We start from the raw sequence: 12,739 nt of genomic DNA, 5'->3' as shown, positions 1-12,739 counted from the left end.
CGCGGGAGCGTCGAACCCGGCCGGTTTTAGGCCGCCACGCCCGTAGCCGCCGCCGTGCTACGGAAGGACCTCCTGCGCGTCTCCCGGGCGGGCGGCGGCTACCGCCCGCAGTTCACCGGGCGGGAACATCGGCCGCTCGCGGCGCGCGTGCTCGGGGCGTTCGAGTCGCACGTCGGCGAGCGCCGCGGCGACCTCGACGACGCGCTGGCGGACTTGGAGGCCGACGCGGCCGCGCGGAACGGCGACTTCAAGCTCGTCCGCGGGCTGGCGGCGCTCGTCGAGCGCGAGTGCGAGTTCGAGACGCGCGCGGCCGTCCCGCCGCGTCGCGTCCGGCGGGCCGCGTTCGAGGCCGCGGAGGCGGTCGGCGTCGCGAGCGAGGCGGAGCGAGAGACCGCGGTCGACCGCGCGGCCGACGCGCTTGGGATCGACTCGAGGGACGTGTCGGCGTCGCTGTACGCCGACCGCGACGTGAATCGGGTACTCGTCGACGCCGACGTGCGCTGGGACCCCGACACGCTGCTGGAGCAGTACGACCTCTCTCTGGCCCAGACTACGCTGTTCGACGCCACCGAGGTCAGAGTGCGGTCGAACGACCCGAAGCGGCTCGTCTCGGCGGTGAAGCGCCTGCGGCTGATGTACGAACTGGAGCAGACTCCCGAGGGCCGGGAGCTCGTCGTCACCGGGCCTGACGCGCTGTTCTCGCGCACCCGACGGTACGGGACCGCCTTCGCGAGACTGCTCCGGACCGCCGCGGAGTCCGCCGAGTGGTCGCTGGAGGCGACGATCGACGACCGCGGCCGCGAGCGAACGATGCGGCTCTCGGACGGCGACGTGACCGTGCCCGACGTGGAGCCGGTGGCGGAGCCCGACTTCGACAGCGGGGTCGAAGCGGACTTCGCCGGTCGGTTCCGCGGGCTCGACCTCGACTGGACCCTCGTCCGCGAGCCGGAACCCCTCGAAACCGGCGCGAGCGTCATGATCCCGGACTTCGCGTTCGACTACGACCACGCCGACTTCCGGCTGTTCTTCGAGGTCATGGGCTTCTGGACCCCCGAGTACGTCGAGAAGAAGCTCGGCCAACTCGCTGACGTGGAGGACGTGGACCTGCTCGTCGCGGTCGACGAGAGCCTTGGCGTCGGCGAGGAGGTAGCCGCACGCGACCACCGCGTCGTCACCTACTCGGGCGCGGTCCGCGTGAAGGACGTGGTCGACGTGCTCCGCGAGTACGAGGCCGAGTTCGTCGCGGACGCCGCCGCCGTCCTCCCGGACGCCTTCGAACCGGCGGACGACGTGCTCCCCCTGCGGGACCTCGCCGACCGACACGGCGTGAGCGAGGCGGCGGTGGAGGGCGGGCCGTTCCCCGCCCACGAGCTTGTCGGCCGCACGCTGGTCAGACCGGCGGTGTTGGAGCGAATCGACGACGATATCGACGACGGGGCGGCGCTGTCCACGGTGGAGGCGACGCTGGACGAGTACGGCGTCGACGACGCGAGCGCAACCCTCTCGACGCTCGGCTACCGAGTTGAGTGGGAGGGGCTCGGCGGCGGAACGGTGAGACGGAAGGAGTAGTCCGCGGTTCGCGAATTACTCGTCGGTGACATTGGAGATAGGTTTATATATCCTAACCGAACATTTTCGCAACCGAGGTTACGCATGGTCACGAACATCCAAACGCAGCTGCTGGGCAGAGACGTATCGTTCCCGGTCGAGGAGTCGCGCTTCGCCTACTGGCTCGTCGTCTTGCGTCTGATCGTCGGGTGGTGGTTCCTCCACGCGGGACTCGACAAGTTCCTCGCGTGGCCGTTCGACGCGAGCTGGTTCGTTGGCGGCGCGGCGGCGCAGACGAGCCTCGGCCCGGTGGTCACGCTGTTCTCCGACGGGATCCTGTTGTCGTTCACGAACATCATGGTCCCCTTGGGACAGACGCTGATCGGGTTGGGGCTGATCGTCGGCGCGCTGACGCGGCTGGCGGCGTTCTTCGGCGCGTTCCTGATGACGTTCTTCTACTTCATCAACGGCGAGACCGGCGGCTGGGCCCACGGCGTGATCACCGGCGACCTGCTCGGGCTGCTGATCTTCGCGATGATCGCCACGCTCGGGGCCGGGCGCGTGCTCGGCGTCGACGCCTGCCTCGCGAAGACGTCGTTCGTCAGGGACCACCCGCGGCTGCGGTACTTAATCGGCTAACGAGGTGACGACGCATGAGCCAACTCACTACCATGGAACGAGTCGGACTGTACGGCGGCGGCGCGCTCATCCTGATCGGCACGGTCGGGATGGGGCTGCTCGAGATAATCGCGGGAGCGCCGCACCCGGTGTCGGGAGAGGGACAGGTCGTCCACGAGACGCTGATAAGCCTCAGCGTCCGGTCGTACACCATCCTGCTGGGGCTGCTGCTACTGGCGGCGTACGGAATCACCAACCTCGCCACCAAGCCGCCGGAGGACACGTCGATCTGACCCGCACGACCCGCTGGAGCGCCGTCGAACCGCGGCGCTCCGACGACTGACTTTTTACCGAACGCCGGGAGGACCGCTCACTCCACGACCGGCAGGTCCGCCCGGCTCCCCTTCGGGACCACGGAGCGCAGCTCGTCGTAGAGGTACAGCCCAACCCCGATCGGGACCGACTCGCCCGCGACCTCGTGGGTCGCGATCAGGTAGCCCCAGTCGCCGTCCCACTCGGGGAGGTCTTGGTCGTCACCCGCCGCGAACCGGGACGCCTGCGCCGGGTCCAGTTCGATCGCGTTCTTGGTCGCGAGGCGACCGAACCGCGAGACCGCCCGGCCGGTCGGCTTCCAGTGGTCCTGTCGCGTGCGCAGGAAGGTCATCCCGATCGCCTCGACCTCGCTGGGGTCGGTCGCCTCGCCGTTGAAGATCCAGATCTTCCCCGCGCCCTTCTCCCAGAAGGAGTACTCCGCGAACACCTCGGGGTCGATCCCGAACCGCTCCTCCCACCAGTCGAGGACCTCCGCGCGGCTCGCACGGCCCTCGACCTCGCGGTCCGCAGGGGTCGCGGGGAGCCGGTCGAACCGCTGGCCGTCGTTGGTGGGGGCGTCGCCCGCCTCTCCGCCGGTCTCGTCGCTCACGCGTCCACCACCCCGTCGGCGGCGGCCGCGCTATCGGTCTCATCGCCCGCCGCGCCGCCGACTCGAAGCTTCGCGCAGAAGAAGCCGCCCGTGTCGTTGCGGTGGGGGTAGATCCGTTGCGCGCGCGTCACCGACTCGTCGTACGTCTCCCCCTCCCACTCGGTCACGCCGGGGTCGGCGTCGAGCGGCAGGTCGAACTCGACCAGTTCGCAGTCCTCGTTCGCGAGGACGTGGTCGAGGACGGCCTCGTTCTCCTCGGGCGCGAACGTACACGTGGAGTAGACGACGACGCCGCCGGGGCGGGTCGCCTGGACGGCCCTCGTCAGGACGCCCTTCTGGATGCCGGCGACCGCGTGGACGTGGTCGAGCGTCCACTGGTCGAGGACGTCCGGGTTCTTCCGGCACGTGCCCTCACAGGAGCAGGGCGCGTCGACCAACGCGCGGTCGAACTCGTCGAACGCCAGCGGCTTCGTCGAGAAGTTGCGGGCGTCCTGGTTCGTGACGATCGCGTTCGTGATCCCGAGGCGCTCGGCGTTGTGCCGGAGCGCGGAGAGGCGCCCGAGGTTGTTGTCGTTGGCGACGACGGTCCCCTCGTCGTCCATCGCGTCGGCGATCTGGGTGGTCTTGCTGCCGGGCGCCGCGCAGGCGTCCCAGACGCGCTCGCCGGGTCGCGGGTCGAGGGCGAGCGTCGGCAGCACGGACACCTCCTCCTGCCCGTGAGTCCAGCCGTGGACGTACGGCCAGTTGCCGCCGGGGTTGCCGTCTGGGAGCCGGAAGAGGCCGTCGTGCCAGTCGACGGGCTCGTAAGCGACGCCCGACTCGTCGAACACCTCGCGGACGCGGGCCGGCGTCGCCGCGATCCCGTTCGTGCGCACGACCGAGGGGAGGGGCCGGTCGCACGCCGCCCGGAACGCGTCGACGTCGTCGACGAGCGACTCGTATCGGTCGAGCGGATTCATGGCCCCCCTTTCGCGTCGGGCCGTTAGACCGTTTCGGGACGCGCGAGGTGCCTCCCGCCGCCGCACCTTTAGGTCGACCCCGGGCGTACGGCCGCACATGGCACGCATCTCCGTCCTCGACGACGGCGTCTCGCTGGACGAGCCGACGCTGATAGAGGGGTTCCCCGGCGTCGGGCTCGTCGGGAAAATCGCGACGGACCACCTGATCGACGCCCACGGGATGACCCACTACGCGAACGTCCACTGCGACGGGCTCCCGCCGGTGACCGTCTACCGCGAGTCCGAGACGGCCGCGACGACCCCGGTCCGGCTGTACGCCGACTCCGAGCTGGATCTCGTCGCGCTGCGCAGCGACGTCCCCGTGAACCCGGGGGCGGCGACGGAGGTCGCGGCCTGCCTCGGCTCGTGGTTCGACGAGATCGACCTGTTCCCGGTGTTCCTCTCCGGCCTCGGCCGCGAGAAGGACGAGGAGCCCCCGGAGCTGTACGGGATCGCGACCGGGAACGGCGCCGAGGCGCTGGACCGCGCCGAGGTGTCGGAGCCGTCGGAGTCCGGGCTCGTCTCCGGGCCAACGGGCGCGATGCTGGCGGCCGCGCTGGAGGACGACCGCGACGCGGTCGGGCTCGTCGTCGAGTCCGACCCGCAGTTCCCCGACCCCGAGGCGGCGCGGGCGCTCATCGTCGACGGCATCGACCCGATCGCGGGGATCGAGACGCCGACCGACGGGCTCGTGGAGCAGGCGACAGAGATCCGGAACGCGAAGCGCCAGCTCGCAGAGCAGATGCGACAGGCGACCGAGGAAAGCACGCAGGCCGAGCCGCTGAAGATGTTTCAGTAGGCGGGGTCAATCCGCTGCGTCGCCCTCCAGCTCGTCGAGGATCGGCCGGTACTTCAGCTGGACCTCGTCCCACTCGCGGTCGGGATCGGAGTCGGAGACGACGCCGACGCCGGCGAACAGCGTGGCTCGACGGCGGGTTCCGACCGCGGACCGGATCGCGACCGCGAACGCGCCGTTGCCGGCGGCGTCGATCCAGCCCACCGGCGCGGCGTACCAGCCGCGGTCGAACGGCTCCGTCTCGCGGATCGTCGCCAGCGCGCGGTCCGGCGGGAGCCCGCCGACCGCCGGGGTGGGGTGGAGCGCCTCAACGAGTTCGAGGACGTGTCGGTCCGCGTCGAGCTCGGCGGTGATCGGCGTGTGGAGGTGTTGGACGGTCGCGAGTCGTCGAACCCGACGCTCGCCCGCGGAGACCGACGCGGCGAACGGCTCAAGCTGGTCGCGGACCGTCTCCGCGACCAGCTCGTGCTCGTGGACGTTCTTCTCGTCGTCGAGGAGCTCGCGCGCGAGCCACTCGTCCTCGCTCGGCGTCTCGCCGCGGCCGGTCGTCCCGGCGAGCGCGTCGGTCTCGACGGTCCGCCCCCGCAGCGAGACGAGTCGCTCCGGCGTGGCGCCGAAGAAGGCTCTCTCCCCCGCGGCGGGCTCGAACCAGTAGCGGTGGCAGTCGGGGTACTTCTCGGCGAGGCGTTCGAGGGTGGCCGCCCGCGGGAAGTCGGCCGCGAGGTCGGCCTCCAGCGCCTGCGCCAACACCACCTTCTGAAGGTCGCCGTCGGCGATCCTGTCGACCGCGGCGCCGACGCTCTCGCGCCACGCGTCGCGGCTCGTCGTCCGGCGGCTCTCGCGGATCCCCGGGCGAGGGGGCCGGGAGCCGACGGCCGCGGTCGGCGACCCGGCGTCGACGGCGTCGAGGGCGGCGAACCGGTCGACCTCGCGGGCGAGCCGGTCCTCGACGGCGTCGACGCCGGCGTCCGGCCCGACCGCGTTGACTGTGAGCCACGCGCCGTTGTCGGCGTAGGTCAGCTGGACCCGCGGCAGGACGAACCGGGCCTCCGGAAACGGCGCCCACGGCTCGCCGTCGCAGGCGCCCTCGTGGAAGGCGAACCCGCCGAACACGCGGGGGCGGGCCGCCTCGGTGCCGGCGTGGACGTCGCCGGACTCGAACAGCTCCGTCGCCGACTCGCGGATCGCCGCGAACCGGTCGCCCCCGGACGCGGTCAGCGTCGCGGCCTCGCCGCCGCCGATCACCAGCGCGTCGTCCGGCGCGCTCCACGTCGTGCGCGGGGTGGGAAGCGCCCCGAACGCCGCCGCGAACGCCGGCTCGACGACCTCGGTGGTCCGGCTGACCAGCGGCGACGACGACCGCGAACGCGCCTGTTCCATGCGTATCGAGTCGGGGACGTGGACCCTTTATCCTGACTATCGGGGCGGAGGACCGGGGGAACTCGGACGACGACGCGGACGGGCCGAGCGCGACCCCGGGGGGCGCTCAGCTGTAGCGCTCCTCGTTCCAAGGGTTCGCCGTGTCGCTGTACCCCCGCTTCTCCCAGTAGCCGAGTTCGGGCTCGGTGAGGAACTCGACGCCCGAGACCCACTTCGCGCCCTTGTACGCGTACTTGTGCGGCGTGACGACGCGGATGGGGCCGCCGTGGTCGGCCGGGAGGTCGTCGCCGTCGTAGCCGTAGGTGAGCTGGACGCCCGGCTTCGTACACTCGTCGAGCGGGAGGTCGGTCGTGTAGCCGTCGAGCGCGTGGAACATGACGTGTTCGGCGTCGTCGCGGACGCCGGCGCGCTCGGCGAGGTCGGCGAAGGAGACGCCCGTGAACTCGCAGTCGAACTTACTCCAGCCGGTCACGCAGTGGAAGTCCTGTCGCTGGGTGACCGACGGGAGGTCGCGGAACTCGTCGAGCGAGAGGGAGAGCGGCTCCTCGACTGCGCCCCACACCTCGAACTCGAACGTCTCCGGGTCCCACGAGGGCGTCCCGCTCTTCGAGAGGACCGGGAAGCCGTCCGTCTCGCGCTGGCCCGGAGGGAGTCTGTCGTCGCCGTACTCGCGGTAGAGGTCGGTGAGGTCCTCGGCCGCGTCGACGCCGGAATCGGTCATGAACCGCCGTTCGGCCCGGACCGACGTATGAATGTCGCTCTCAGAGGACGCGCTGGGGACCCGCGAGTGTCGCCCTCGAACGGCACGGACGCCCGGCGGCGAGACACCGGTACCGCTCGGCGGGGGATTCGCACAAACCTAACCGACCTTCAGAAGATAAAAAATGAAATTTCGAGTCTCTGCTTTGAGTTTTCATATCTCCGGATCTGCGACGCCAATTTTATATACGCCATGCCACAAGACCCGGACAGCAAATGCCACAAGTGAAGATAACCGTGCCGGAGCATCTGGAGATGCAGATTGCCCAGATGGTCGAGGAAGGAGAGTTCCTCAACCGCGAGGAGGCGGTCGAGGAGCTGTTGTCGACCGGCATCAAGGCGTACAAGACGAGCGGCCCGCGAGACGACGACGACTCCAACGGGTTCGAGGACGAGGGGATGATGGGCCACGAAGACGAGTACGTCTTCTGACCGCGCGGCTCCCTCGGTCAAGGTCTCCGCGGCGCAGAACCGTGCGTACCGCCCTCAACAACGCTTAAAGGGCCTACGACCCGTATCCGTGGGTATGCACAAGGACGAGCTGCTTGAGCTTCACGAACAGATGGTGACGATCATGGAGCACTTCCGCGCGCAGGAGACGGTCGACGGGTCGCTGTTCGACCCCTACGACGAGCTCGAAGTCGACCCCTCCCACGTCCACAAATCGAAGAGCGAACACAAACACGCCGTGTTCGTCCTCGGTAACGCCTTAGCGAACGCGATGAGCGAAGACGAGTTCTCGCCCGCCGGCCGCGTCGGCAAGCGGATGGAGGAGCTGGCCGACGACGCCGAGAACAAGATCTGACCCGTCGGACGCTTTCGCCCGCCCGCTCGACCTCGCATTACGCCCGACCCCGTACCGCGTTCGACCCCCGTTATTGATGTGTGCGCGGCCCCGTCGAACCTGACATGGTCGCGGACGCGCTGGCGTCGGACGCCGCCCACCTCGCCGCCGGCGGCGTCGCCGTCGCCGTCGCGCTCGCCGCGGTGTTCCTCGCGGATCGACGAGGGACCGACTGGACGCGGACGCTCCGCTCGCGGCTCCTGCTCGGTGTCCCGTGGGGGACGCTCCTCGTTGTCGCCGGCGTGATCGGAGTGTACCTGTTCGTCCAGTCCGGAATCGACGACCCGAACCGACCGGTCGTGATCCCGTTCCGGTCGTGGTCGTACTTCTACCCGGAGGGGCTCGTCTGGTCCAGCTTCGCGCACGCGGACCGCGGACACATCACCGGGAACCTCCTCTCCGCGCTCGTCGCGGGGAGCCTCGCGGAGTACGCGTACGGCCACTTCCCCGAGGGACGCGAGGTCGGCGGCCGGGAGCGGGCCGCCGTCCGGTCCCGGCGACTCCCGGATCGCCTGCGAGGTCTCCCGGGTCGAGTCCGTGAGATGCCGAGTCGAGCCCGACGGCTGCCGAGCCGGATCCGCGCCGTCGAATCCCCCGACGAGAACCCCTACGTCCGTGCGTTCCTGATCGTCCCCGGCGCGGCGGTCGCGTTCGGCCTCATCTCCGCGCTGTTCGCGTTGGGGCCCGTGATCGGCTTCTCCGTCGTCGTGTTCGCGTACTGGGGGTTCGCGCTCGTCACGCGTCCCGTCGCCGCGGTCGTCGCCACGACGGGAACGGCGCTCGTCGGCGTCGTCTACGACGCCCTCCGGACGCCGGTGGCGTTCGCCGAGGCGTCCCCATCCTACGGCGCCCCGGGGTGGGCGAACGTCGCGATCCAAGGGCATGCGCTCGGGCTCATCGGCGGCGCCCTCGTCGCCGTCGTACTCCTGCGGCGGCGGACTCGAGGGCGGGACGACGGAAAACGCAGCGAGGACCGCGACGCGGGCGCGACCCCCGGTCGGTGGCGGTTCCATCCGAATGCCGCGCCGGACCACGACGGGTCGCGCGCGGATGCGTCGGAGCGCACCGCGCTCGTCGTCTTCGGGGCGCTCCTGCTGTTCGGCGCCTCGCGTCGGCTGTGGGCGGTGTACTGGTACCTCGGCAACGAGCGGTACGAGCTGTACCGCGCGGTCGGCGTTGGGCTGCTCGCCCTGCTGGCCGCGATCGTCGCCGTCGCGGCCGCCTCGCGCGACGACCCGCTCTGGCCGTCCCGAGCGGTGCCGAAGCCCGAGACGCTCAGAGACGGGATCCGGTCGTCGACGCCGGCGGCGGTCGGACTGGTCCTGCTCACGGCGGCGCTGGCGGCCGTCGCGGGGCCGGCCGTCGTGCCGAACCTCGTCACGGTCGAGGACGGCGACCTCCCGGGCGACCCGATCGAGGTCGAGGGGTATCAGGTGACCTACGCGGAGAACGTCGAGGACCGACTCGTGGGCGTCGTCGACGTGGAAGCGTTCGGGCGCTCGACGTCGGTCAACACGTCGGGGGTGATCGTCAGCGACCCCGACCGCGAGATATGGACGACCGCCGTCTCGAAGGGGAACCTCGCGTTCTGGGGGTACCGCGCGGTCGACGTGGGGGGCACCGGCTGGCGGGAGACCGTCTGGGTTCAGCGGGTCGGCTGGGTCGCCGCGAACGGCGGTCCGGCGTACCGGGTCGACGCGGTCAGGAACGAGACGAGACGGACGCTGTTCACGAGCGACCCCGCCCGGGCTGAGCCCCGGATCGACGGGCGGAACGTCGTCATCGCGGCCACGCCCGACGGGTTCGAACTGACGGTTGCCGGCGGCAGCGGGAACAACGTCACGGCGCCGCTCCCGGCCGCGAACGAGACCGAGACCGTCCGCGGGATCACGTTCGTTCGCGAGGGCAACGCCGTGTTCGCGCAGCGCGGCGAGACGCGAGTGCGGATCGCACAGCGGGAGCGGTACGAGGGACGACGGTAGCCCGCGCCGGCGGGCCGGGAAGAGAACGTCCGGCCCCCTACGACCACTCGATCCGGTACACTTCGGTGTCGATGTCGCGCGCCTCGTCGGTGTGGTGATCAAACTGTGCGTCGATCCGGAACTCGGCCGCGAACGCGTGCGTCACCTCGCCGCCCTCGTCGGCGGCGAACGCCTCGACGAACTTCCGGCTACCGGCGTTGTGGACCGAGTAAGAGACTTCGGCGAGGTCGCTCGCGACCGCGAGGAACTCCCGATCGGCGTTGCGGTTTCCGTCCTGTGCGCCGAACGGCGGGTTCATGACGACGGTCGCGGGCTCGGAGACCGCGAGCGGCGGGCGGGTCGCGTCGCCGCGAACCCAGTGGACCGGCGCGCTGGCGGCGACGCGGCGCTCGTTCCCTCGGGCGGTCGCGAGCGCGCCCCCGTCGAGTTCGAGGCCGACGACGCGGGCGGGGCCGCGAAGCGCCGCCGCCAGCGCGAGCATCCCCGTGCCGGCGCCGAGGTCGAGCACGGTCCGCCCCTCGACGTCGCCGTGGAGGTCCGCCAGGTGGACGACGTGGGCGGCCAGCTCCGGCGGCGTCGGGTACTGTTCGAGGGCGGCGTCGGGGCGCTCGAAGCCGGCGACGACGCCGAGCTTGGTCGCGAGCGAGCGCTTCGTCGCCATCGGTCAGGCGCCGCCGGCGTCCGCGCCCACCCGGACGAGTTCGACGCCCTCGCGGTCGGCCCGCTCGGCGAGCGCCGCGAGCGCCGTGCGGGCCTCTTCGCGAACTTCGCCGGTGACGCTGACCTCGATCCGGCCGGCGCCGAGGAACGCCGCGGCGCGGAGGAGCCCGCGCAGTCGGTCGACCTCGCGCTGTCGCTCGAGGGTGCTCTCGGCGTCGAACTCGGCTTCGGCGGCGACCGCGGCGGGCTGGTAGCCGCGGGCCGCGAGCCCCCGCTTGAGGTCGCGGAGGTGCTCGGGCGCGGTGCTGTCGAGGTCCGCCGCGTCGATGACGACGGGATCGACGTCGGCCGGGCGACAGCCGCGAAGCGTGCGTTCGACGCCGGGCGGGGAAGTCGTACTCATACACGCCTATTGGTATAGGTTATACAAAAATCTTCTTGAATGTTTAGGAGTAATAAACTTGGGCACCGGGGGTAAGACCGACGGAGCTGGCGAGAGGTGGGCGTCAAACGACGCCCGAGGCTCGACCGGGGCTCCGTCCACGGTCACGTTTCGTGCGTCTCGGTGCGGGTGGCCGGGCGACGGTAGGGCAGCCAACGATGTGTATTCTGTTCGCTAATCTGCTATTGGTCCCTCTCTAACGTCCGAAAACGCGATTTCACGTTGGTTCGAGAACCGTCAGGATCGATGATAGGGGTGGACAAGGCTTAAATGCGCGACTGACCAGAAACCTTTTAATGGAACGTCCGAGTCGCCAGCGGCAACAGGAGCGGGACACGGAGCAGGAAACGGACGAATCGACGGTCTCCTGTCCGGAGTGTGACTCGGAGAACATCGTCACCGACGCCGATCAAGAGCTCGTCTGCGAGGACTGCGGGCTCGTCTTGGACGAGCGGAACATCGACCGCGGGCCGGAGTGGCGCGCGTTCAACCACAACGAGCGGCAGTCGAAGTCCCGGGTCGGCGCGCCGATCACGGAGACGATGCACGATAAGGGGCTGACGACGACGATCGACTGGAAGGACAAGGACGCGTACGGGCGGTCGCTCTCCTCCGAGAAGCGCTCGCAGATGCACCGACTGCGGAAGTGGCAGGAGCGGATCCGGACCAAGGACGCGGGCGAGCGCAACCTCCAGTTCGCGCTCTCTGAGATCGACCGCATGGCGAGCGCGCTCGGCGTTCCCCGATCGGTACGGGAGGTCGCCTCGGTCATCTATCGACGCGCGCTCAACGAGGACCTCATCCGCGGCCGCTCCATCGAGGGCGTCTCCACCGCCGCCCTCTACGCCGCCTGCCGGCAGGAGGGGATTCCCCGGAGCCTCGACGAGGTCGCAGACGTGTCGCGGGTTCCGCAGAAGGAGATCGGCCGGACGTACCGCTACATCTCCCAGGAGCTCGGCCTAGAGCTGAAGCCGGTCGATCCCAAACAGTTCGTCCCCCGGTTCGCGTCCGCGCTCCAGCTCTCCGAGGAGGTCCAGTCGAAGGCGACCGAGATCATCGATGTCTCAGCCGAGCAGGGGCTGCTCTCCGGGAAGTCCCCCACCGGTTTCGCGGCCGCCGCCATCTACGCCGCCTCGCTGCTCTGTAACGAGAAGAAGACCCAGCGCGAGGTCGCCGACGTGGCGCAGGTCACCGAGGTCACCATCCGGAACCGGTACCAAGAGCAGATCGAAGCGATGGGCTTCCGTTAGGCGGTCGGCCGGTCGAGACCCCGGAGTTCGTCCCGTCTCGGGATCTGAACAGTTGGATCGGGTTTTTAATCGCTACCCGCTGTAGCGGGGAGTGTGATGTACTCGGATGTCCTCGTTCCGACCGACGGCAGCCCGGCGTCGGACGCCGCGATCGAACACGCGATCGACCTCGCAGATCGGTACGACGCTCGCCTCCACGCGCTGTACGTCGTCGACGGCGCGGCGTACTCCAGCCTGGAAGCGGGCGCGGAGATCGTCGTCGAGGCGCTCGAATCGGAGGGCGAGGAGGCGACGGGACGCGTGGCGGACGCCGCCGCGGACGCGGGCGTGGAGTGCGTCACCACCGTCGCGTCCGGCACCGCCTACCAGTCGATCCACGACTACGTCGACGAGAACGACATCGACGTGGTGGTGATGGGGACCCACGGCCGGAAGGGGCTCGACCGTTACCTGCTCGGGAGCGTCACCGAGCGGGTCGTCCGCACCTCGGACGTTCCGGTGTTGACCGTGCGACAACCGGCGGATGAGTAGCCGCACGGC

Annotated in this window: 15 protein-coding genes; 9 read left to right on the top strand and 6 right to left on the bottom strand. The window is 70.1% G+C overall.

Annotated features, from left to right (window positions below):
- Positions 1-54: 54 nt before the first annotated feature.
- The 3 genes from B9G38_RS00590 to B9G38_RS00580 all read left to right on the top strand — a co-directional run bounded on the left by B9G38_RS00590 (position 55) and on the right by B9G38_RS00580 (position 2,459).
- Positions 55-1,569 (top strand): DUF790 family protein, encoded by a 1,515-nt coding sequence (locus B9G38_RS00590; RefSeq protein WP_086219134.1) that lies wholly within the window; start codon positions 55-57, stop codon positions 1,567-1,569.
- Positions 1,570-1,653: 84 nt separating this feature from the next.
- Complete coding sequence (locus B9G38_RS00585; RefSeq protein WP_086219133.1) at positions 1,654-2,187, top strand: DoxX family protein; 534 nt, start codon at positions 1,654-1,656, stop codon at positions 2,185-2,187.
- A gap of 14 nt (positions 2,188-2,201) precedes the next feature.
- On the top strand, positions 2,202-2,459 hold the full coding sequence (locus B9G38_RS00580; RefSeq protein WP_233125157.1) for a hypothetical protein: 258 nt from the start codon (positions 2,202-2,204) through the stop codon (positions 2,457-2,459).
- A gap of 77 nt (positions 2,460-2,536) precedes the next feature.
- On the opposite strand, the gene B9G38_RS00575 is transcribed toward B9G38_RS00580, so the two are convergent.
- Both B9G38_RS00575 and B9G38_RS00570 read right to left on the bottom strand, forming a co-directional pair.
- Positions 2,537-3,088: a hypothetical protein gene (locus tag B9G38_RS00575; protein WP_049929338.1), complete on the bottom strand. Its 552-nt coding sequence runs from the start codon at positions 3,086-3,088 to the stop codon at positions 2,537-2,539.
- Positions 3,085-4,047 carry an RsmB/NOP family class I SAM-dependent RNA methyltransferase gene (locus tag B9G38_RS00570; RefSeq protein ID WP_086219132.1) on the bottom strand — a complete coding sequence of 321 codons (963 nt, stop codon included), beginning with the start codon at positions 4,045-4,047 and terminating at the stop codon, positions 3,085-3,087. Before B9G38_RS00570 ends, B9G38_RS00575 begins: the two co-directional genes overlap by 4 nt.
- Positions 4,048-4,144: 97 nt before the next feature.
- On the opposite strand from B9G38_RS00570, the gene B9G38_RS00565 reads away from it, so the two are divergent.
- Complete coding sequence (locus tag B9G38_RS00565; RefSeq protein ID WP_086219131.1) at positions 4,145-4,885, top strand: proteasome assembly chaperone family protein; 741 nt, start codon at positions 4,145-4,147, stop codon at positions 4,883-4,885.
- Positions 4,886-4,891: 6 nt separating this feature from the next.
- Here the strand turns inward: B9G38_RS00565 and B9G38_RS00560 are convergent, their stop codons facing one another.
- Together B9G38_RS00560 and B9G38_RS00555 are read right to left on the bottom strand one after the other, a co-directional pair.
- Entirely contained in the window at positions 4,892-6,262 is a 1,371-nt protein-coding gene (locus B9G38_RS00560) for an isochorismate synthase MenF (protein WP_086219130.1), read from the bottom strand.
- 106 nt (positions 6,263-6,368) lie between these two features.
- Positions 6,369-6,983, bottom strand: coding sequence for a sulfite oxidase-like oxidoreductase (locus B9G38_RS00555; protein ID WP_049929334.1), 615 nt, complete (start codon positions 6,981-6,983; stop codon positions 6,369-6,371).
- 254 nt (positions 6,984-7,237) lie between these two features.
- Here B9G38_RS00555 and B9G38_RS00550 point away from each other — a divergent pair, with 254 nt between their 5' ends.
- From B9G38_RS00550 to B9G38_RS00540, 3 genes are all read left to right on the top strand, one after another.
- Positions 7,238-7,453: a cell surface protein gene (locus B9G38_RS00550; protein WP_049929331.1), complete on the top strand. Its 216-nt coding sequence runs from the start codon at positions 7,238-7,240 to the stop codon at positions 7,451-7,453.
- Positions 7,454-7,547: 94 nt separating this feature from the next.
- Positions 7,548-7,826 (top strand): UPF0058 family protein, encoded by a 279-nt coding sequence (locus tag B9G38_RS00545; protein ID WP_008442749.1) that lies wholly within the window; start codon positions 7,548-7,550, stop codon positions 7,824-7,826.
- Positions 7,827-7,930: 104 nt separating this feature from the next.
- Positions 7,931-9,847 carry a rhomboid family intramembrane serine protease gene (locus B9G38_RS00540; protein ID WP_086219129.1) on the top strand — a complete coding sequence of 639 codons (1,917 nt, stop codon included), beginning with the start codon at positions 7,931-7,933 and terminating at the stop codon, positions 9,845-9,847.
- Between the two features lie 37 nt (positions 9,848-9,884).
- Here the strand turns inward: B9G38_RS00540 and B9G38_RS00535 are convergent, their stop codons facing one another.
- Both B9G38_RS00535 and B9G38_RS00530 read right to left on the bottom strand, forming a co-directional pair.
- Positions 9,885-10,508 (bottom strand): METTL5 family protein, encoded by a 624-nt coding sequence (locus B9G38_RS00535; protein WP_049929329.1) that lies wholly within the window; start codon positions 10,506-10,508, stop codon positions 9,885-9,887.
- A gap of 3 nt (positions 10,509-10,511) precedes the next feature.
- Positions 10,512-10,910 carry a hypothetical protein gene (locus B9G38_RS00530; RefSeq protein WP_086219128.1) on the bottom strand — a complete coding sequence of 133 codons (399 nt, stop codon included), beginning with the start codon at positions 10,908-10,910 and terminating at the stop codon, positions 10,512-10,514.
- 335 nt (positions 10,911-11,245) lie between these two features.
- Here B9G38_RS00530 and B9G38_RS00525 point away from each other — a divergent pair, with 335 nt between their 5' ends.
- Positions 11,246-12,199 carry a transcription initiation factor IIB family protein gene (locus tag B9G38_RS00525; RefSeq protein ID WP_006113981.1) on the top strand — a complete coding sequence of 318 codons (954 nt, stop codon included), beginning with the start codon at positions 11,246-11,248 and terminating at the stop codon, positions 12,197-12,199.
- A 96-nt stretch (positions 12,200-12,295) separates the two neighbouring features.
- The gene (locus tag B9G38_RS00520) at positions 12,296-12,730 is read left to right on the top strand and encodes a universal stress protein (protein ID WP_049930070.1); all 435 of its coding nucleotides are present in this window, start codon (positions 12,296-12,298) and stop codon (positions 12,728-12,730) included.
- Positions 12,731-12,739 lie beyond the last annotated feature (9 nt).

This window comes from Halorubrum sp. SD612 (assembly GCF_002135005.1).
This window is presented reverse-complemented; position numbering and strand designations above follow the sequence as displayed.

What these genes read in the sequence shown, in the direction of transcription:
- B9G38_RS00560 (WP_086219130.1), bottom strand. Translation starts at nt 6,262, where the DNA reads ATGGAACAGGCGCGTTCGCGGTCGTCGTCGCCGCTGGTCAGCCGGACC.
- B9G38_RS00580 (WP_233125157.1), top strand. Translation starts at nt 2,202, where the DNA reads ATGAGCCAACTCACTACCATGGAACGAGTCGGACTGTACGGCGGCGGC.
- B9G38_RS00525 (WP_006113981.1), top strand. Translation starts at nt 11,246, where the DNA reads ATGGAACGTCCGAGTCGCCAGCGGCAACAGGAGCGGGACACGGAGCAG.
- B9G38_RS00530 (WP_086219128.1), bottom strand. Translation starts at nt 10,910, where the DNA reads ATGAGTACGACTTCCCCGCCCGGCGTCGAACGCACGCTTCGCGGCTGT.
- B9G38_RS00550 (WP_049929331.1), top strand. Translation starts at nt 7,238, where the DNA reads ATGCCACAAGTGAAGATAACCGTGCCGGAGCATCTGGAGATGCAGATT.
- B9G38_RS00565 (WP_086219131.1), top strand. Translation starts at nt 4,145, where the DNA reads ATGGCACGCATCTCCGTCCTCGACGACGGCGTCTCGCTGGACGAGCCG.
- B9G38_RS00535 (WP_049929329.1), bottom strand. Translation starts at nt 10,508, where the DNA reads ATGGCGACGAAGCGCTCGCTCGCGACCAAGCTCGGCGTCGTCGCCGGC.
- B9G38_RS00555 (WP_049929334.1), bottom strand. Translation starts at nt 6,983, where the DNA reads ATGACCGATTCCGGCGTCGACGCGGCCGAGGACCTCACCGACCTCTAC.
- B9G38_RS00585 (WP_086219133.1), top strand. Translation starts at nt 1,654, where the DNA reads ATGGTCACGAACATCCAAACGCAGCTGCTGGGCAGAGACGTATCGTTC.
- B9G38_RS00545 (WP_008442749.1), top strand. Translation starts at nt 7,548, where the DNA reads ATGCACAAGGACGAGCTGCTTGAGCTTCACGAACAGATGGTGACGATC.
- B9G38_RS00570 (WP_086219132.1), bottom strand. Translation starts at nt 4,047, where the DNA reads ATGAATCCGCTCGACCGATACGAGTCGCTCGTCGACGACGTCGACGCG.
- B9G38_RS00520 (WP_049930070.1), top strand. Translation starts at nt 12,296, where the DNA reads ATGTACTCGGATGTCCTCGTTCCGACCGACGGCAGCCCGGCGTCGGAC.
- B9G38_RS00540 (WP_086219129.1), top strand. Translation starts at nt 7,931, where the DNA reads ATGGTCGCGGACGCGCTGGCGTCGGACGCCGCCCACCTCGCCGCCGGC.